The organism is Xenorhabdus sp. SGI246, from assembly GCF_040838225.1.
GTDB lineage: Bacteria > Pseudomonadota > Gammaproteobacteria > Enterobacterales > Enterobacteriaceae > Xenorhabdus > Xenorhabdus indica.
On sequence record NZ_JBFPEZ010000048.1, the window covers coordinates 14,959 to 34,760 of the forward strand.

Annotated in this window: 16 protein-coding genes; 6 read left to right on the forward strand and 10 right to left on the reverse strand. The window is 40.4% G+C overall.

Features of this window, described 5'->3' with window-relative positions; translation table 11 throughout:
• Window positions 1-39: 39 nt before the first annotated feature.
• The 6 genes from ppnN to ABLA85_RS12130 form a co-directional block, all read right to left on the reverse strand.
• Window positions 40-1,407, reverse strand: a complete 1,368-nt coding sequence (gene ppnN / locus ABLA85_RS12105) for a nucleotide 5'-monophosphate nucleosidase PpnN (protein ID WP_367964436.1) — start codon at window positions 1,405-1,407, stop codon at window positions 40-42.
• A gap of 141 nt (window positions 1,408-1,548) precedes the next feature.
• Complete coding sequence (gene queF / locus ABLA85_RS12110; protein ID WP_367964438.1) at window positions 1,549-2,394, reverse strand: NADPH-dependent 7-cyano-7-deazaguanine reductase QueF; 846 nt, start codon at window positions 2,392-2,394, stop codon at window positions 1,549-1,551.
• Between the two features lie 345 nt (window positions 2,395-2,739).
• Window positions 2,740-4,437, reverse strand: a complete 1,698-nt coding sequence (locus ABLA85_RS12115) for an ABC transporter ATP-binding protein (RefSeq protein WP_367964440.1) — start codon at window positions 4,435-4,437, stop codon at window positions 2,740-2,742.
• A 318-nt stretch (window positions 4,438-4,755) separates the two neighbouring features.
• The gene (locus ABLA85_RS12120; protein WP_367964442.1) at window positions 4,756-5,682 is read right to left on the reverse strand and encodes a dimethylarginine dimethylaminohydrolase family protein; all 927 of its coding nucleotides are present in this window, start codon (window positions 5,680-5,682) and stop codon (window positions 4,756-4,758) included.
• Window positions 5,683-5,730: 48 nt separating this feature from the next.
• On the reverse strand, window positions 5,731-6,456 hold the full coding sequence (locus ABLA85_RS12125) for a phosphatidylserine decarboxylase (RefSeq protein ID WP_367964444.1): 726 nt from the start codon (window positions 6,454-6,456) through the stop codon (window positions 5,731-5,733).
• Between the two features lie 573 nt (window positions 6,457-7,029).
• On the reverse strand, window positions 7,030-8,718 hold the full coding sequence (locus ABLA85_RS12130) for a cholesterol oxidase substrate-binding domain-containing protein (protein WP_367964446.1): 1,689 nt from the start codon (window positions 8,716-8,718) through the stop codon (window positions 7,030-7,032).
• Window positions 8,719-9,061: 343 nt separating this feature from the next.
• Here ABLA85_RS12130 and syd point away from each other — a divergent pair, with 343 nt between their 5' ends.
• The 4 genes from syd (at window position 9,062) to ABLA85_RS12150 (ending at window position 11,832) form a co-directional block, all read left to right on the forward strand.
• On the forward strand, window positions 9,062-9,613 hold the full coding sequence (gene syd / locus ABLA85_RS12135; RefSeq protein ID WP_367964448.1) for a SecY-interacting protein: 552 nt from the start codon (window positions 9,062-9,064) through the stop codon (window positions 9,611-9,613).
• 573 nt (window positions 9,614-10,186) lie between these two features.
• Window positions 10,187-10,537: a YqcC family protein gene (locus ABLA85_RS12140; protein WP_367964450.1), complete on the forward strand. Its 351-nt coding sequence runs from the start codon at window positions 10,187-10,189 to the stop codon at window positions 10,535-10,537.
• 5 nt (window positions 10,538-10,542) lie between these two features.
• Window positions 10,543-11,304, forward strand: a complete 762-nt coding sequence (truC, locus tag ABLA85_RS12145) for a tRNA pseudouridine(65) synthase TruC (RefSeq protein ID WP_367964452.1) — start codon at window positions 10,543-10,545, stop codon at window positions 11,302-11,304.
• 81 nt (window positions 11,305-11,385) lie between these two features.
• Window positions 11,386-11,832 carry a flavodoxin gene (locus ABLA85_RS12150; RefSeq protein WP_367964454.1) on the forward strand — a complete coding sequence of 149 codons (447 nt, stop codon included), beginning with the start codon at window positions 11,386-11,388 and terminating at the stop codon, window positions 11,830-11,832.
• A gap of 64 nt (window positions 11,833-11,896) precedes the next feature.
• On the opposite strand, the gene ABLA85_RS12155 is transcribed toward ABLA85_RS12150, so the two are convergent.
• The 4 genes from ABLA85_RS12155 to map all read right to left on the reverse strand — a co-directional run bounded on the left by ABLA85_RS12155 (window position 11,897) and on the right by map (window position 17,568).
• Window positions 11,897-12,283 (reverse strand): DUF3461 family protein, encoded by a 387-nt coding sequence (locus ABLA85_RS12155; protein ID WP_047679425.1) that lies wholly within the window; start codon window positions 12,281-12,283, stop codon window positions 11,897-11,899.
• A 73-nt stretch (window positions 12,284-12,356) separates the two neighbouring features.
• Complete coding sequence (gene dapD / locus ABLA85_RS12160; RefSeq protein WP_367964456.1) at window positions 12,357-13,199, reverse strand: 2,3,4,5-tetrahydropyridine-2,6-dicarboxylate N-succinyltransferase; 843 nt, start codon at window positions 13,197-13,199, stop codon at window positions 12,357-12,359.
• 45 nt (window positions 13,200-13,244) lie between these two features.
• Window positions 13,245-15,899: a bifunctional uridylyltransferase/uridylyl-removing protein GlnD gene (glnD, locus tag ABLA85_RS12165; protein ID WP_367964458.1), complete on the reverse strand. Its 2,655-nt coding sequence runs from the start codon at window positions 15,897-15,899 to the stop codon at window positions 13,245-13,247.
• 871 nt (window positions 15,900-16,770) lie between these two features.
• Window positions 16,771-17,568 (reverse strand): type I methionyl aminopeptidase, encoded by a 798-nt coding sequence (gene map, locus ABLA85_RS12170; RefSeq protein WP_367964460.1) that lies wholly within the window; start codon window positions 17,566-17,568, stop codon window positions 16,771-16,773.
• Window positions 17,569-17,970: 402 nt separating this feature from the next.
• Between map and rpsB the strand changes: the two genes are divergently transcribed.
• Window positions 17,971-18,696, forward strand: a complete 726-nt coding sequence (gene rpsB / locus ABLA85_RS12175) for a 30S ribosomal protein S2 (RefSeq protein ID WP_047679435.1) — start codon at window positions 17,971-17,973, stop codon at window positions 18,694-18,696.
• Window positions 18,697-18,858: 162 nt separating this feature from the next.
• Window positions 18,859-19,716, forward strand: coding sequence for a translation elongation factor Ts (tsf, locus tag ABLA85_RS12180; RefSeq protein WP_047679437.1), 858 nt, complete (start codon window positions 18,859-18,861; stop codon window positions 19,714-19,716).
• The last annotated feature ends 86 nt before the right edge of the window (window positions 19,717-19,802 follow it).

The following is a 19,802-nucleotide window of genomic DNA, read 5'->3' on the forward strand; positions in this document are numbered from 1 at the left end:
CCGTGGTGTTATTCCGTGGCGACTGCCTCATTGGGGTGCTTATCTGATGATCTTATAACATGGTTCATAAGCTGTGCCACTTGGAAGTTTCATGCGATCTTGTTTCACAAAATTTTCCAACAGATTATCCATTCGGCGCATAATTTCTGCATCACCGTGAATTTTAAACACTCCATGTTTTTCGATGGCTTGAATTCCTATCTCTTTCACATTACCTGCGACAATGCCGGAAAATACACGTCGCAGAGCAGCCACGAGTTTTTCAGTTGACTGATTCGGATGTAAATTCTGATTTGCCATATTTTCATGAGTGGGTTCAAACGGAAACTGCAAATCGTGAGAGATTTTCATTGCCCAGTTAAAGCTATAAGCATCTCCGGTTGAACGACGGTTTTCTTTAACCTTTGGCATGGCTGTTTTCATCACTTTGGCAACTTCTGATGGGTTTTCCATAATAATGCGATAGTGATTACGGGCCTGTTCACCTAATGTATTGACGATAAACTCATCCAGAACACGAAAATAATCAGTACTTTCTTTTGGTCCTGTTAATACCAGAGGCAGTACCTGATTCTGATTTTCAGGATGCATCAAAATCCCCAGTAGATAAAGCAGTTCTTCTGCTGTTCCAACGCCTCCCGGAAAGATGATAATGCCGTGAGCGATACGAACGAAGGCTTCCAGCCGTTTTTCGATATCCGGCATAATAATCAGTTCATTGACCATTGGATTGGGTGGCTCGGCTGCGATAATGGAAGGCTCTGTAATACCGATGAAACGGCTGTTTTTATAGCGCTGTTGTGCATGTCCGACAGCAGCCCCTTTCATCGGTGCTTCCATTGCACCTGCTCCACAACCAGTACAAACATTCAGCTCGCGTAAGCCTAGTTCGTTACCTACATTGCGGGCATACAAATATTCTTCTTCACTGATGGAATGCCCACCCCAACAAACGATCATATTGGGATCTTCTGCAAGAGGCAGAGCTTTAGCATTGCGCAGAATGGAGAAAACGGTATTGGTAATGTGCATACCATTTTTCAGATTCAGAGAGTCTGCTTTTTGGGCATCAACAAGTTGAGCGTGAACAAACAGAATATCCCGCAATACTGCAAATAAATTTGCTCGTAAGGATCGAATGATCTTGCCATCAACAAATGCTTCTTCTGGCGGATTAACTAACTCCAGTTTGACGCCTCGCTCTCTGCGCAGGACGTTAATATCAAAATCTTTATATTTTGACAGTAATTCTTTACCGTTGTCAGTCTGACTGCCGGAGTTGAGCACGGCCAGTGAGCAATTACGGAAAAGACGGTATAAGTCGCTGCTTGCGATGTGTTTCAATGTATCAACTTCAAGCTGAGAGAGTAAATCCATTGACCCTAACGGGCTGACATGTGTAATCAAGAATAGCTCCTTTATACCCCAGTGGGGTTTCCTGAATAATGATTTTACCCTGAAATATGTTGGGTGCTAATTGAACATTAAAATCAGCCCATTAGGAGATTAGATATGGCATTAGGATGAATGCCATCTGTACTAATTCAATTACTGGCGGGCTAATCTTCCGGTTGTTGGTACAAATGTGTCGTTACTACGCCATGGGTTAATATCCAATCCACCACGACGAGTATAACGTGCATAAACAGTGAGTTTTTCCGGGCTACACAATTCGATTAAGTCGTTGAAAATACGTTCAACACATTGTTCATGAAACTCATTGTGATGACGGAATGAAACCAGATAACGTAATAATTTTTCCTGATTGATTTTTGGGCCTTTATAGCGAATTTGTACTGAACCCCAATCAGGTTGATTTGTGATCAGACAATTTGATTTCAGTAAATGGCTGACCAGAATTTCTTCAACAACAGGCCCGGTTGCTGCATTGTTAAGATAATCGCGATTGAACTCATAATCATCAATTTCAATATCCTGGTTATCAATACATTTACCTTCAAAATCGTTAATTGGTTGCTGATTGAAACCATGCAGAGGATGCAAAACAACGTCAATATCACCTTTAGCGCAAGCGGATAAATCCTGTTGCAGGGTCTTTTGTACTGTTTCCCAATCATTAAAGCGGGTTTGGTTAAAACTATTCAGATAAAGTTTAAAACTTTTGGATTCGATAAGATTTTCGCTGGCCGCATTCAGGCTAACGTGACCAATAGCGACTTGAGGAATACCCCGTGAATTGAGCCAGGATAGCTCGTACATTGTCCAGATATCAGCCCCGTGAAATGGGAGGCTATCGGGAAACAATCCAAGCGGCTCACGGTTCATACTACGAGGAACGGCTTGTAATAATGATGGTTCATAAGTATCGCAATAGGAAGTGGGTTTTCCGAGAGTAAGTTCGGTGAGGGCCTGATTATTTTGATACAAAGACATAAGATTCCTTAAAGATAATTACCCTGCATGTAAGCGCTATCGGGTAGAGATTATTGTTGTTCAAATAGCTTGTAGTGTATCAAGGAATGTTGATGATTCGTATTTTTATTGTGCATTAATCATTACTTACCGTATTTAACAAACCGGTATAGTTTAGTCTGTGTGGAGCCAAGTCTTCTTTCGACACTTTCATGTTGATTTTATACGAGGAAGAAAGTTACATAACCTTTTATAATAATAGGTTAATTGAAAGAGTCGGTTACTTGAAGGGGACTCAGTCCAGCTCTTGTGATCGGATTCATCACCAAATCATTAAGCGGACTGAGTTATATCAATCATCAAATATCAGTTTGTTCTTGGTTGTTCCATATATTCTTGGAGAGAACCATCAAAGGCAATTCTTCCTTTGTCGACTTTGATAACCCGCTCTGCAAGCCTAAAGACACGTGGATCATGGCTTATCATAAGCACTGTTTTACCATGAACGATATTATTCAGTGCTTCTGCAAAGTTATTTATCTTACTATTGTCCAGATAAGTGGTCGGTTCATCAAAGAGCAATATTTCCGGCGTCTTAAGGTACAGACGCGCTAAACCAACGACCTGCCTTTCACCGCCTGACAAAGAAGAGCCTTTTTCATCAATGTGTGAATCCAGACCATCTTTCAGTTTATCTAATAGTTCACTGCCACCCGCTTTAAGTAACGCAGAAACCATATCTTCTCTGGTTGATTCTGTATTGGCGATGTGCAGATTATCGTATAACGTGCCTTTTATGATCTGAGTCTGTTGTGACATCACGCCAAATTTTTGCAACCAACGCTGATGATCGGGGTTATCCAGAACTTCACCAAAAATTGAAACATAACCGTCAGTTAATGGAGTTAAACCAGTCACAATATCAAATATCGTACTTTTACCCTGACCGTTATCACCAACAATAAGGATACGTTCACCTTTTTGTATAGAGATGTTCATATCTTTGAACAAAGTATCTCTGTCATTATAGGAAAATGTATTGATGTTGATATCAATAGTATCAGGACTGTAATTGTCTGCTGATTTATTGTGTTTTTTAGTAATTGGCTTATTAGAACCTAACAATTCGAAAACCCTGTCTAACAGCGACTTGAGTGAAGCAAATTTATTTAAATGATTGCTGTATCTCTTAATCGAATCAGACATTAGTTGCTCGTAGGTAAAAGCAGCAACAAAGTTACCGGGATTGATCGTTCCATCCATCAATAACAAACCACCATACCAAAGCACGGCAATTGTTGATGCTAACTGTGCAAAAAAGCCAAGCGGAACAGATAAGGACATAAATAACCCTGTGATCCTCTCGACATTTTTTACTTTAGTATTGGCATCATTAATTCTCTTTTTTTCTGACTCTTCAGAATTAAAAATTTTGACAGATTTGATCCAGGAAAGAGACTCTTGTATCAATCCAGTTAATCGTGAGTTATAAATTTGTAGAATTCTTTCATAAACTGCGACTCGATTAGTGATCGGTTTGCTGATCAAGGTAGTCAAACAAACCATCATAAATGCCAAAATGGCTAATTTAATATCAATCAAAGCCATGGCAATGAACGGACCAATTATAGATAGCGTATCATAGAGAAATTCGCTATATAAATCTCTGACCCTATCCGATACGAGATAAGTATCGTTTTTTATTCTGAATGCCAGATTAGCTGAATGAAATTTTCTGGTTATATGGTAGGGAAAAGAGAGGAAAGAATCGACCAGCGATTTCCTCATATTATAACTCAGTTCTGACGCATTAATTGTCTGCATCCAGATAATAATAGCGTGACTAATAACAATTAATAATGATACTCCAATTAGAGAAGCAATTAATTGGTTAAATGAGAAGGAGAGAATCAACTTGTCCTTCAACAAGGTATTAACTAATTCCTGTACAAGAAATGGAAATACCACCTCAGCTAAAGCTGCCACTATAGTAAAAACAATAGCCAGCACTAATGCTGTTTTTTGTTTCCGTATAAAAGAGTAAAGGAATGTAATATATTTCATATACTGATCACTGTTAAGTTATCAATTTAACTAGTATAGACGACATGTTAAAGCTTACCATCCTATAAAAAGGCAGCCGACTCCATCCCTGGAATATACCCGTTGTCTTTCAAATTACAGTTTGAAATCCATAGGGTATATATATATCCTAAAAAATACAGGCGGTTTTAAAAATCATCATGGTGCCATATATAATGGATTAAGAACCCAATAAGCACGAGCATAATATAAACCAAAGATACTATTTATATTGTAATTAACTCAATAACTATGAGTGAAAACGATGTGATCAATATTATCGCTTTTTTTATCACAATATTATATTACCTGTATTTTGTGAGAATATCTATTTAAATGCATAACCATGCAGGAAAGTAGCGCACCGCTCTTCATATATTCAGATAAGTTGAATAGTTTTGGCGTTAATGCCAGTTTGGAACAGATTTTTTCCAATTCATGGTTTTTGTTCATTTCATAGATATAATCCTCCGTACCTGCTTTCAGGTCGTTGATATTGGATGAACAGAGAACATACTGATTAACTCTGACAGAATTACAGATCCCACTGTAAGCGATATCTTTACTGATGCTGATAATGTTGGTAACTTTTTCCAGTTCTTTCAGTTCGTCACTGCTGAATCCATCGGTATATACGAGAGTATTTTCTTTATCCAGAGAGAAGATACTGCAATCCAGGTGGTAAAGATATGGATCTCTTTCTTCAACTTTCACGATCTTAAGACCGAATTTCTCTTCCATCCAGTCGAAAGTTCTGATGTCACTTCTGATGCCATAACCGCCGACCAATACATTGTCATGCAGGTATTTTAATTCAGCTTCACCCTCAAAAAAGTAAGGCGCAACTTCAGTTTTATAGCCTAATGATTCAAAGAAACGCACCCCAATAGGTGTTTCTGATCTTCTGATTTCTGATGCAAAATTGGCAACTATTGCTGTTGGATCTTCGTCGCCAACAATAATTCCCAAGTTGGCAACGTATACTTGATCTTGCAGCTCTTGATGCGTGTCAGATGGCAGTAAATAAACCAATGATTGTGATGACATAAAGCTGTACAGCTTATAAAACTGTCTTAATGCGTTATTACTGTTAACAGTAATAGCGGATTCATCAAGTTCCTCCATCCAAATATTATTTCTTACGTTGGTATTTAATGAAAATGGAGGAGCCAATAAAAAGGCTGGCATTTTTAAATCAGAAATGATATTGGGAGAATTCTTTAACATCTTAAAACCTCAAATCTAGTTTATATTATTCGTTTATAGAGAGTTTATTTATAGAGAGCTGTCATTGATTCTGACTAACTTAGTCATGCCACCCGTGACATGTTCTTTTTCAGTCACTAATGAGGTTAATTCACCATCATCAGTAACCGGGATCACTAAGTCAACTTGTGAACCATACCGAATCATTGAGAATCTATCACCCTGATATACTGGCTTATGTTGTTGTATATGGAATGGTGTGATTGTATCAACATCATAATCACCAACCTGAACCATATAGTATTCTCTATTAATGCCAGGGGAATAGACTTTATTGACGACTCGCTGATTCAGAGATAAATAATCGTCATAAACTAACTCAATATTCTCTTTATAAAAAATATTATTCTCTACGTCGATCATGGGTAGATTGTTTGTTTCTAGAGGTTCATGTTCTGAGTAACTAAGGATGCCATCATAGGGAACTCTATTAATATGTACGTCATAGCATGTCATAAAGATACCAATGACAAGTGAACGCTTATCATAATGTTTATCTCTGATGATATCCTGAATGCTGTATTTTTTCCCTTTTACTTCGGTAATCGCCTCATCTGGGTTTATTATTCCACTATAAATAACGAACCCATCAGCAGGAGATAAAAAATACCTGTCATCTGTATTAATTGTTCTCGCCGGATCCCTGAAAAAACCTTCTTGAAAATAGGTTTCATGTGGGATATCAGGTAGCCCATTAAATATCGATTTAATGGCTTCTGTCATTTTGTTATTCATTATTACCTTCTAAAAAAATGTCCATCAACTGGAACATGAAACAGAGAAAAAGCAACATGATGTAAACATTTACAGCGATATATATTACAGCCTATTATTAATGATTCAATTTTAATTTATTTAGGGGTATCATTATTTTTTGTTGGTCAGTAAACATAATTTCACCTAAGTTCTCTGGAGCGTTAGATTGCTAACTAAATGTAAATATATTGATAATATAAATTATGGTCATTAAGGTAGTTTATTATATATATCTGTCAGTGACATTTATCACAAATTCGGCAAAAAATTTAAATAATCTGTTTATAATAGGAACAAATTTATTTTTTTATCCCTCATTGCCCGATAATTAAAACAATTTAATTAACATCTTTATACATATAATTAACCATTGCATACATTGGAAATAATTATATTTTGTTACTTTATCATTTGGTGATTACTACGGATGTTTAATTTTATTTAGCTGGCGAGATTTCTTGTATCACGCAAGTTGCAGAACAAAGTCTACAACTTGAACAACGAAAAGAATATAACTATGACATTTAATGTTACTTGACTAAATGTCATTTTTTATTTACCGGAAAGTAACCTTTCTAACAATGGTGATCTGAACAAACCATAGGGATCAAATTTTTTTAATGTGTTAACAGTTGAATGCCAGTGAGTATCAGTGGGTAATCCATCAGTAAACGAAGCAGGAATTTTTTTGGTTAATACATCTTCGTCATCCCATGCTGCATTTTTACTGTATGCCCAGCCTTTACTCCATTCGACACGAATAGATGCGTAAGAACCGTCAAACTCCTGAAACATCCATTCTTCAAGTCTGTTATAAAAATCAGCGGCATATTTCGTTCCTGGCAGGGTTAAAACATCAAGCCAAATAGCGACATCCCATTCTGGATGATCCGGACGTGGGCGGTTCGCAGATAAACTTGGCACAACCGCATCTTTTTGTACGACTTCAGAAGGCGTATCCAGTCCTGAAACACGGATCTCGATTGGCCCGTTGACAGGATATTTTCCATGTCTCTCATATTCTTTTATCAACGCCTTCCATTGTGAGTAAAAAAGATTGAGGACTTTCTGAATATTATCTCGGCGAGTTAATATTGCGTAACCATTTGCAGTAACACGTAATGTAGTCGGCTTGACGTAGAGTAATAAGTTTTTGCTCCAACCCCAGAGGTCGGCTCCCCCAGTTAAAAAATAACTTGCCATGATAAAATATTGGCCAGCCCCAAATGCCGGCGTGATATTTGGGAGGTCATGGGTTATCTTTTTAATTAAATCAGATAGCTGAATGGGAATATTATCGGAAAATGCATAATTGTACGGTTGTGTAACTTGGATGCTGGAAAGGGGTTTTTCAGGTGAAACACTCCATACCTTTAACCAAGGATGAATTGTAAATGGAAATAAAATGGCTTCAGCACGACCACTTTTATCAAGGAAATAGCTGAAAGTTCTTTTATTTTTTTCGTCTTGTACGGGAGCAAATAATTCTGTTGCCGGAATATTAATAATACTTTCACACCGAAGACGTTGGTTTTTTCCTGCCTGAAGTTCGACGTTTAAAATCAGAGAACATCCTAAGTGAACAAGAAGAGGCGCACAATTCGGATCATTTCGTTTAAAGTGTTTAATGACATATTGTGCATTTTTTTCATCCCATACTACAGCAGACAAAGACAGTATAGCGTTGCTGAGTGAACCATAACTGTGACCTGGCGGCGATTTTTCATTCAGTGCTTTTATACCTGTTCCATGACCTCCTATCGCCAGTACTCCCCCCAGTGTTAAATCACCTGGTGCAGGGATAGCTGTAAAGCCTATTTCTTGTTCTTCCATTTTTGTTGTCAGTGTCTCCATCAATACGCCAGTTTGTGCGGTAACAATTGAATATTGAGGAAGGTGCTTAATACTTATTTGTGTAAAATGTTGTGTGAGATCGATAAGTATAATGCGGTTGCTATTTTGACCTTTCGGTGGAATGATCAGAGGAGACCAATTATGTGATTCACCCACAACTCTCAGTTTATAATTTTGTTTCCAGGCCCAATTGACGACAGAAATAACATCTTTGTCAGAATCAGGTATACAGCATGGAATATTCTCTGCATGAATTTCTTCTGACCAATTGGTAAAACGGCGATATGTTAGTTTTACATTTTCAGGGAAGTTAATTAAACTGTGATTTTCCTTAATACCAGTATATTCTTTATGTAGTTCACGATCTTTTTTATTTTCTATATCCATAATGTTATTGACCTATTTTATCTAAATAAGATCACCATTCTAATTTCATGTTTTTAATATGAATATACAGTGATGTTATTTTTTATATTAATATCATGTTTATTTTATTGCTTGCAGACGTTTTTATTGACTATTCCCAATAAACCTAAATCGAGTGCAAAAGATATGTTACTTGAAGGGAATTAATTCTCTTTGTAACTATAAATAATATCATTTTTTATACTATGACTTTATGGACGTGATGCCACCTAAAATCTTTTGGATATAGTTGTTATTTCGTTGAAAAACGTATAGGAATGAGTAAAACAGCAGTATTGGACTGAAAAATGGAAGAAATAATCATATGACCTTCAATGTAACAGAGGCACTTTCTGACTTTACCAAACGCTATGTTGAACTGTGGCAGAAAGAAACAGGGTTACCGCCTGCCAGCAGCGAGCTGTATGGCGTACCTTCACCTTGTATCGAACGGACGGGAGATAGTGTAGTGCACTGGTTTCCCAAGCCATTTTTTGTCCAGGAAAAACTCAGTAAGGTAGAAAATGCGCTGGAGATCCGTTTGCAAGACTCAATCCATGATTACTATGTCACGCAGTTTGCTGGTGATATGACTGTCAATTTTGAGGGGCAATTTCTCAATTTGATTCAGGTATGGAGTGAAGATGACTTCATCCGATTGCAGGAAAATCTGATAGGCCATCTTGTGACGCAGAAACGGCTGAAACTTCCACCTACGGCATTTATCGGAACAACGGATACAGAGATGCAACTGGTTTCTGTATGTAATCTGACGGGACAGGTGATACTTGAACAGTTTGGCAGCCATGAACGAACCATCTTATCTGCTAATTTAGTGACCTTTCTTTCTACTATCAGTCCCGTGGCAATTTTGTAGATGCAGATATCGGTTTAATTTTTTGTAAGAGATATCTTACATACTATGTAAGATATCTCTCATAATCATATAATGAATATCTTTGATGAATATTATTTTTATTTTATATCAATAATATGCAAATTATTATCATGATATCTTTCTTATAACAGACTTCTTCTGTCGATCCAGATAGCTTGTTTCAATCCACCGAATAATAGATCATTTTGTTATTCCATTAGGAATCATAGCAAAAAAATCATTAAGGAATCGAACCATCAGGAAGGTGGCTCAGGGACGAAAAAGTATAGGCAGGTTTGTCGGATACTATTAATATAATGATCTTTTAAGGAATAAGTGACAGGGACGTATTTTATCAGGGAATGAGCAGGAAGCGACCAATTTAGCAGGACTGCTATGACAATCAAATAAGAGGGGGAGATTTTGTCTCCCCCTCTTATTTTATGACACCTTATCTTGCCACAAATTTTCCGCTGAAATCGAACAATGGTACTCTTACGGTCTAATGACGTGATGGCAACTTCTGTCATCAGAACATCAGTCATCAGCACAACTCAGATAAGATAAACAACTATGAGTATCGAGAAACAAATTCTACATAAATTACAGCTTATTGAAGCCACTATGAAAACCGTTGGCTTATGGCAGAGCTATCCTCCTAAACCAGAAGCGTTCGAAAGCACAGAACCTTTTTCAATTGATACTATGGCTGCTGAAGAGTGGCTCCAGTGGGTGCTCATTCCGAGAATGTGTGCTCTGATTGAACAAAAAGCCTGTCTACCGACGGCGTTTGTTATCGCTCCTTATTTTGAAGAGGTCTATAAGGAAGACACAAAACATTATTTGCCGTTGCTTGAGCACCTGCGCGAATTGGACAAGCTGTTTGTACAGGGACATTGTACCCAGAATAGTGACACGGAATAGTTGATATGCTGGAGATTATTTATCAGGATGAACATATTGTTGCTGTGAATAAACCTGCGGGCTGGTTGGTTCATCGTAGTTGGTTGGCTCGTCATGAAACCGTGTTTGTCATGCAGACATTACGTGATCAACTTGGGCAGCATGTTTTTCCTGTTCATCGGTTGGATAGACCGACATCGGGCGTTTTGTTGATGGGGTTGTCAAGCGAAGTGGCAAGAACACTTTCTCAACAATTCGAATACCAACAGATGCAAAAAACCTATCATGCGGTTGTGCGTGGTTATGTCGAAGGAGAAGATATTATTGACTACGCATTAATGGAAGAGTTGGATAAAATTGCGGATAAGTTCGCTGATACGGATAGGGAAGCACAATCAGCAATTACTCGTTACCGTGCATTAGCAAAAGTTGAATGTCCGGTTGAAATTGGGCGTTATCCGACATCACGGTTTAGTTTGTTGGAACTGAAGCCCGACACTGGCCGTAAGCATCAGTTGCGGCGGCATATGGCGCATATCCGTCATCCCATCATCGGGGATACTACACATGGGGATTTGCGCCAAAATCGAGGAGTTGCTAAATATTATCAAACGGGCAGATTAATGCTGCATGCAAGCCATCTTCAGCTTCAGCATCCGGTGACAGGAGAAAACCTGTTGTTGACTGCCCGATGGGATTCAGCGTGGCAGCATTTGCTTGAACAATTTGGCTGGCAAGGTGTTGTGCCAGAGTTGGAATATCCACGCCCGATAACTTTCGAGTTGTAGCCAAAAAATAGCAGCTTGAAACATAAAGGGGCCAACCACTCACGAATAAAAGCAGTATCAAACATTAAAGAGATCATATCTATGGCAAAGATTGGTATTTTCGTTGGTACAGTTTACGGTAATGCGCTGGCGGTTGCGGAAGAAGCGCAGCAAGTTCTTGAACAGCAGGGGCATGAGATCGAGGTCTTTGACGATGCGACTCTGGAACAATGGCAAATGTATTTGCAACAGGTTGTTCTGGTGGTGACATCAACGACCGGACAAGGTGATCTGCCTGATAATATTCAACCGCTTTATACCGAGTTGAGTGATCAATTGGGCTACCAGCCTGATTTACGTTATGGTCTCATTGCATTGGGTGACAGTAGTTATGATACATTTTGCGGAGGCGGTCATGCCTTTGATGAACTGTTACAAGAACAGGGCGCTAAACGGATCGGAGAGGTTTTGCTGATCGATGCCGCTGAAGTGGTCGAGCCGGAAGTCTTTGCCCAGGATTGGGTTGAGGAGTGGGGAACCCTGATATAGGATTTCTGTTACACCGCTTATCCTCTTTATGAGGAATAGGCGGTGTATGACACGGCTGATATCGTTACTTACGAGTCAGTTTTTCCAAATCCGCTTCGATTTCTGCAATCTTATTGGCAACAACATGCTCAAGGTGACGTAAGTCATCCAGAATTTTATGTTTCAAATCCACTTCTGACTGATCATGCTTACAGATTTGATCCAACTCTTCAAGCACATAACGCAGATTAGTGTTGATCTCTTTGACTTCTTTGTAACCTTGCCCTGAATTATTATCAGATACCGTTTTCAGTTGGCGTGGGTATTTGAATTTAACGCTTTTGGCAAAGAATTCGCCCTTATCCTTACGAAAATAAATCTTAAGAATGTCGTTATTCGCTTCCTGACGGAGGCTATAGCGATCAATATCTTCAGGATGTGTGATCCCTAAACTCTTCAAGTTATCGTACATAGCGCGTCACCTAGTCACCTAAATGAAATGGAAATATCAAAAACAGTAGATTTATTATCCGTTATTAAAAGAATCAGTCTATTGTGCGTAGCAATTCGTTAATGCCAACCTTGCCAAGAGTTTTAGCATCCACTTTCTTCACAATAACTGCGCAATACAGACTGTAGCTACCATCTTTGGAAGGCAAGTTGCCGGATACGACGACAGATCCTGCTGGTACACGGCCGTAGTGGATTTCGCCAGTTTCACGATCATAGATCTTGGTGCTTTGACCGATGTAAACACCCATTGAGATCACGGAACCTTCTTCCACGATAACCCCTTCTACGATTTCAGAACGAGCACCGATAAAGCAGTTGTCTTCAATGATGGTTGGGTTGGCTTGCAATGGTTCCAGAACACCACCAATACCAACACCACCAGACAAATGAACGTTTTTACCGATTTGGGCACAGGAGCCGACAGTTGCCCAAGTGTCTACCATTGTACCTTCATCTACATAGGCACCGAGGTTGACGTAAGATGGCATCAACACTGTATTACGTGCAATATATGCCCCCTGACGGACTGCCGCAGGAGGTACAACACGGAAACCTTCTTTTTCGAAACGAGCCTGATCATAATCAGCAAATTTCATAGGCACTTTGTCAAAATAGCGGCTTTCAGCCCCTTCTATAACTTGATTGTTATTAATACGGAAAGAGAGCAATACTGCTTTTTTCAGCCATTGGTGTGTGATCCATTCATCGGCGATTTTTTCAGCGACACGTAGTTTACCGCTGTCCAGCATTTGAATCACTTGATTGACGGCGTTACGAGTTGCTTCGTCAACGGTTGCAGGTGAGATGTCGGCGCGGTTTTCAAATGCATTTTCGATAATGGTCATTAATTCGGTAATGGATTGTAATTGCTGCATTGGTATGAGGTCCCTCATATTTAGTCAAATATTGGTTAGTTAACGTTATACTTTATCCTTGGTGTTAAGGGCTTCTGTCAACCTTTCTGATAATTCCTCTCTGATTTTTTTATCCAGTGCCTGGTGATCTTTGTCAGCCAGCACAAAAAGATCTTCCACGCGCTCACCGATAGTTGTAATGCGGGCACCATGTAGGGAAACCCCTAATTCAGCGAAAATACTGCCAACCCGTGCCAACAGCCCTGGTTGATCCAACGCAACCAATTCCATATAGCTACGGCGGGAATTTTGTGTCGGTAAAAAATTCACGTTAGGCGGAACATCAAAATGACGTAATTTAGTGGGTAAATTACGTGTCTTAGGGGCTTTGGGATGAGGTGCATTAATCGCTTTGAGTAAAGCCCGGCGAATGGGTTCATGACGATCTGGTGCCAGTGAGTGATCGTTCGGATCCAGTATGACAAAAGTATCCATCGCCATTTCATCCCGATTGGTAAAGATCTGGGCATTATGGACGCTTAAGTTGCGTCGATCTAACTCACCAACAACAGCAGCGAAAAGAGAAGGCCGATCCTGACACCAGATGAAAATTTCCGTTCCACCATGAGAAAATGAAGTACTGATTAATACCATTGGTTCTGGTGATTGATGGTTAACCAGATGGCTGGCATGCCAAGCTAATTGATCCGGTGTATGACGCAAAAAATAATCTGCATGGCAGCGACTCCAAATAGAGTGTAGTTTTTGTTCGTCAATATTCTCCTGTCGCAGCAGAGCCAGTGCCTGCAAACGATTGTGACGGATATGATCACGTAAATCAGGTGTATTCTGTACTCCTTTGAGTAACTGGGTTTCGGTAGCAAAGTAGAGTTCACGCAACAAGCTCTGTTTCCAATTATTCCATAGCTTGGCATTTGTGGCGCAGATGTCTGCAACGGTCAGGCAGAGCAAATAATTGAGGCGATTTTGATTTTTGACCTGGCAGGCGAATTGCTGGATGACTTCCGGATCTTGGATATCCCGCCGTTGTGCAGTGACTGACATCAGTAAATGATAGTGAACGAGCCACTCTATTAACTCTGCTTCACGATTTGTCAGCCCGTGTTGTATGGCAAAGGTGAACGCATCTTTGGCACCCAGTTCGGAGTGATCACCGTTACGTCCTTTGGCGATATCGTGGAAAAAAGCAGCCAGTCGCAACAATTCAGGTTGTGGAATTCGAGGATAAAGTTCGACACATACGGGATGGAGCATGCGGTTATTTTCATCAGCAAAGCTTTCCAGCTTCTGCAATACCCGGATAGTATGTTCGTCAACGGTATAAGCATGGAACAAGTCAAACTGCATTTGACCGACAATATTACTCCAAAGTGGCGTATAGGCACTTAAAACACTATGGCGATGCATTGGAAGCAAAGCACTTTTGACCGCATGAGGATGGCGCAGGATCTCCATAAATATTTTTCGGGCCTCAGGCAGCTCACACAAAGGCTGGCTGAGATTTCTGCGGGCATAGCGAAGTTGGCGCAACGTCGTGGAGTAGATCCCGGTAATCTCCTGATGAACAGCCATGTGATGAAACATTTTCAGAATTGCGGCAGGCTCACGGCTAAATAGTGTGTCATCAATAACATCAATAAGTTCTCCCCGTAACTGAAATGCATCATTCAGAGCGCGTGGCTTTTCGTCAGGCTGTAGTGTCAGAATGGCTTCATCAAAGAGTTGCAGCAGCATCTCATTCAGCTCAGTGACACGACGTGTCATGCGGTAGAAATCCTTCATCATCTGCTCGACGGGTTGATTGCGTTCGCCTTCATAACCGAGCAGCCGGGCTACACTAAACTGACGCTCAAACAGCAGCCGATTGTCATAACGGGTAACAGTCAGATGGAGGGCAAAACGGATATGCCAGAGAAAATTCTGGCATTCGTTTAATTCATTACGCTCCTCACGGGTCAGAAAGCCAAAGTCGACCATTTCATCTAAAGATGTTGCCCCGAAATGGCGGTGAGCAACCCAAAGTAAAGTATGAATATCACGCAATCCCCCAGGGCTACTTTTGATATCGGGTTCCAGATTGTAGCTGGTGCTGTGATAGCGTTGATGACGTTTTTTCTGTTCTGTTAGTTTGGCAGCAAAAAATTGGGCTGATGGCCAGAAATCATCACTGAAAACTTGCTTCTGCAAGCGCAGGAATAGCGGTAGGTCACCACAAATTAAACGGGATTCGATCAGATTTGTGGCGATTGTCAGATCAGCAAGTCCTTTTTCAATGCACTCTTCTAATGTTCTGACACTGTGGCCGACTTCCAGGCGAATATCCCAGAGCAGTGTAATAAATTGCCCGATACGGATTGATTGTTCTTCAGTCAGTGGATGTTCGCTCAGAACCAGAAGGTCAATATCAGAAAGAGGGTGCAACTCCCGTCGGCCATAACCACCGACCGCAATCAGGGAAAGTGAATCTATCTGATCAAACCCTTGTTGCTGCCATAACCGTATCAGAAGCCTGTCAATATAATCACTGCGGGTATAAATCAATGCTGTCGGGGAAATGCCAGCTTTGAATGCTTGCTCAAGCCACAATTGAAACTCATCAATATGTTGTTTCAGCGTGGGACACCGAAGATCATCATGGGAAAATTCCACCGGAGACAGAGGAGGAATGGGGGCGTGCGCAAAAGCAATATCAACTGGCATATTCAGAAACCTATGATAAGAAAACTGTGGGATGAACAGGCGTTAGTGGTCGATGATGAAGCTCTGATGGGGACAGTTTATGTACAAGGGCTGCATTTATCAATATCCTATTCAGCAATCACCTGATAATTTTATGAAATACCAGACCCATATAAAATATTTAATATATAGCCAAGAACATCATTATTCAGGTGTTCCATGTCCAATTAAACATTTAATCAGTTTATATCTGAAAAAATCGTCAATCTCATCGTCACAATAAATACGCAAAATATGTAAAAATTCATACTATTTCAAATTAGTAATCTGATAACATTTTTTGCAAGTATTGCAAGCTTAGGCTTATATACCTATTTATCTCCTTTACTACAAGACCTTAATGGTTCAAATAACTTAACAATGTATTTATGGGCTTGGGGAGTAGGTGGATTATTTGGTAGCTTGTTAATTGGATATTTGATTGATTATTTTAAAAAACCCAAGAAATTAATGGCATTTATATTAATTATTCTAACATGCTCTGTTTTGTGTATTCCAATAATGATTAATCTACCGTTTATAAAATATTTACCTTTCTTTATATGGGGAGCTAATACTGAATCTAACCAATAAATACAACAAACATGTTATAGATAATGTGGCAAAGTAGCGTGAAGTCCTTTTATGAATGAATAAAAATTTAATTTTATGTAACTAAATTAATCTATTAAACTGCGAGATACTTGGCTAGGCATATAGGTTCTCTTTGATATTTCCATGAAGAGAAAGCGGCCATATTATATTTAAGGCAGATTGACGTTTTGAATAGATGAGTTATTTAAGCCCAATTTGATATTGGGCTTTTAAGGTCTGATTTTGCCTATTTTTGTGATTATATATTAACCAATTTGGCTGAGATATGTGGCTCTTCTTCTTTACGCCATGTCATGATTTCACAACCGTTGTCGGTAACGACAATGGTATGTTCATATTGCGCAGACCAGCCACGATCTTTAGTTTTGACTGTCCAGCCATCTTTCATGGTACGGATACGAAAATCGCCGGTGTTAACCATTGGTTCAATAGTGAAGGCCATGCCTTTTTGCAGAATAACGCCGCCGTCATCAGCATCGTAATGAAGCACGTGAGGTTCTTCATGGAAACCCCTGCCGATGCCGTGACCACAATATTCGCGAACTACAGAGTAATTGTGACTTTCCACGTATTGCTGAATTGCTTTGCCGATGCTGCGCAGACGGATACCCGGTTTAACCATTCTCAGGGCAAGGTACAGGCTCTCCTGAGTGATACGGCACAGGCGTTCGCCCTGAATAGTTGGTGTACCGACAATAAACATTTTGGAGGTATCACCGTGAAATTCATTTTTAATCACAGTCACATCAATGTTAACGATATCACCTTCTTTCAGTACCTTGTCATCGCTTGGAATACCATGGCAAACCACGTCATTGACAGAGATACAGACGGATTTAGGGAAACCGTGATAGCCCAGACAGGCAGAAATGGCCTGCTGTTTATTCGTGATGTATTCGTGGCAAATGCGATCAAGTTCACCAGTGGTTACGCCCGCCTTAACGTGCGGTTCGATCATCTCCAGAACCTCGGCTGCCAGACGCCCGGCAACGCGCATTTTCTGAATGTCTTCGTCTGTTTTGATAGTAATAGCCATGAAATCAGTCCATCAGAATCGGGGAGTTACCGATTCTTTGATATTAATTAAGAAAAAAATGATGATGGTAATGGTATCAGCCCACTGTATATCTAACAATAACCGCTGATCGCCAAGACTAGCAGAAAGCTGTAACAAATGTTGGTGTATGGGGGCGGTTTATGGTATAAAGCGCGCCGGTATTCTGTGTAATTATTTCCTATAGCAGAAGTAATATTACAGAAATGCTAAATAAACTCATCTGTGTAAATAACACACACGGATCGGCACATACACCGGGGTGCTCTCATGTGGCTAATTCGTATGAATATCTTTCATATGGTATGAATAGCACACAGTTAAAGAGTCGGTGTCATGGGATCTGTGGAGGCATAACCCCAATTAATTTTATAGAGGTCTAAAATGGCAACTGTTTCCATGCGCGATATGCTGCAAGCGGGCGTTCACTTCGGTCACCAGACTCGTTACTGGAACCCAAAAATGAAACCTTTCATCTTTGGTGCTCGTAACAAAGTTCATATCATCAACCTGGAAAAAACTGTTCCAATGTTCAATGGTGCTTTGGCAGAATTGAACAAAATTGCTTCCCGTAAAGGCAAGATTCTGTTTGTTGGCACCAAGCGTGCTGCAAGCGAAGCAGTAAAAGAAGCAGCACTGAGCTGTGACCAATACTTTGTTAACCACCGTTGGTTAGGTGGTATGCTGACCAACTGGAAAACTGTTCGTCAGTCAATCAAACGTCTGAAAGATCTGGAAGTTCAATCTCAGGACGGTACTTTTGACAAGCTGACCAAGAAAGAAGCGCTGATGCGTTCTCGTGAACTTGGCAAGCTGGAAAACAGCCTGGGCGGTATCAAAGACATGGGCGGCCTGCCTGATGCTCTGTTTGTTATCGATGCTGAACACGAACACATTGCTATCAAAGAAGCAAACAACCTGGGTATCCCAGTATTTGCTGTTGTTGATACTAACTCTGATCCAGACGGTGTTGATTTCATCATCCCTGGTAACGACGATGCAATCCGTGCAGTAAAACTGTACCTGAATGCTGCGGCTACTGCTGTTCGTGAAGGCCGTTCACAAGATCTGGCTGTTCAGGCTGAAGAAGGTCTTGTAGACGCTGAATAATAAGGCATGCTCGTTCTTGAGCCCCTTATTGACCAGGTATTGAAATATATTGGTTAGGGGGCCTGTTATGGCCCCCTTTACTTATCTGATATAGAACTATTATCTGATAACTTTCCACGCGGAATCTTATCTTCCCGCGAGACACATCGAGGAATAAAACAAATGGCTGACATTACCGCTGCTCTGGTAAAAGAACTGCGTGAGCGTACTGGCGCAGGCATGATGGAATGTAAAAAAGCACTGGTTGAAGCAAATGGCGATATCGAGCTGGCTATCGATAACATGCGTAAATCAGGTCAGGCAAAAGCAGCTAAAAAAGCAGGCCGTGTTGCGGCTGAAGGCGTTATCCTGGTTGAAGTTTCATCTGATGCTAAATTCGCAGGTATCGTTGAACTGAACTGTGAAACCGACTTCGTTGCTAAAGATTCAGGCTTCCTGGCATTCGGTAAAGAAGTTATTGCTTCTGTTATGGCTGATAAAAACGCTGACATTGATGCACTGAAAGCTAAATTCGAAGAACAGCGCACTACTCTGGTAGCGAAAATAGGTGAAAACATCAACATCCGTCGCGTTGCTATTCTGGAAGGTGAAGCGGTAGGTTCTTACCTGCACGGTGCTCGTATCGGCGTTCTGGTTGCTGCTGAAGGCGCAAACGAAGAGCTGATCAAACACATCGCAATGCACGTTGCTGCAAGCAAGCCAGAATATGTAAACCCAACTGACGTTCCGGCTGACGTTGTTGAGCGTGAGCATCAGATCCAGCTAGACATCGCTATGCAGTCTGGCAAACCACGCGAAATCGCAGAGAAAATGGTTTCTGGCCGTATGAACAAATTCACTGGCGAAATCTCTCTGACTGGTCAGAACTTCGTGATGGACCCAAGCAAAACTGTTGGTGCTCTGCTGAAAGAAAACAATGCTAAAGTTATCGACTTTATTCGCTTCGAAGTGGGCGAAGGCATTGAGAAAGTTGAAGCTGATTTCGCAGCAGAAGTTGCTGCAATGAGCAAACAGTCTTAATTGTTTAAACGGAGCCGCCGATTGGCGGTTCTGTTTTATTTAAAGATGAATTTTACATCTGGCTGCATAGCGTGGATGTGTAGTCA

Coding starts and splice junctions, on each gene's coding strand:
- queF (WP_367964438.1), bottom strand. CDS start 2,394: ATGTCTTTGTATCAAAATAATCAGGCCCTCACCGAACTTACTCTCGGA.
- ABLA85_RS12115 (WP_367964440.1), bottom strand. CDS start 4,437: ATGAAATATATTACATTCCTTTACTCTTTTATACGGAAACAAAAAACA.
- ABLA85_RS12120 (WP_367964442.1), bottom strand. CDS start 5,682: ATGTTAAAGAATTCTCCCAATATCATTTCTGATTTAAAAATGCCAGCC.
- ABLA85_RS12125 (WP_367964444.1), bottom strand. CDS start 6,456: ATGAATAACAAAATGACAGAAGCCATTAAATCGATATTTAATGGGCTA.
- ABLA85_RS12130 (WP_367964446.1), bottom strand. CDS start 8,718: ATGGATATAGAAAATAAAAAAGATCGTGAACTACATAAAGAATATACT.
- syd (WP_367964448.1), top strand. CDS start 9,062: ATGACCTTCAATGTAACAGAGGCACTTTCTGACTTTACCAAACGCTAT.
- ABLA85_RS12140 (WP_367964450.1), top strand. CDS start 10,187: ATGAGTATCGAGAAACAAATTCTACATAAATTACAGCTTATTGAAGCC.
- truC (WP_367964452.1), top strand. CDS start 10,543: ATGCTGGAGATTATTTATCAGGATGAACATATTGTTGCTGTGAATAAA.
- ABLA85_RS12150 (WP_367964454.1), top strand. CDS start 11,386: ATGGCAAAGATTGGTATTTTCGTTGGTACAGTTTACGGTAATGCGCTG.
- ABLA85_RS12155 (WP_047679425.1), bottom strand. CDS start 12,283: ATGTACGATAACTTGAAGAGTTTAGGGATCACACATCCTGAAGATATT.
- dapD (WP_367964456.1), bottom strand. CDS start 13,199: ATGCAGCAATTACAATCCATTACCGAATTAATGACCATTATCGAAAAT.
- glnD (WP_367964458.1), bottom strand. CDS start 15,899: ATGCCAGTTGATATTGCTTTTGCGCACGCCCCCATTCCTCCTCTGTCT.
- map (WP_367964460.1), bottom strand. CDS start 17,568: ATGGCTATTACTATCAAAACAGACGAAGACATTCAGAAAATGCGCGTT.
- rpsB (WP_047679435.1), top strand. CDS start 17,971: ATGGCAACTGTTTCCATGCGCGATATGCTGCAAGCGGGCGTTCACTTC.
- tsf (WP_047679437.1), top strand. CDS start 18,859: ATGGCTGACATTACCGCTGCTCTGGTAAAAGAACTGCGTGAGCGTACT.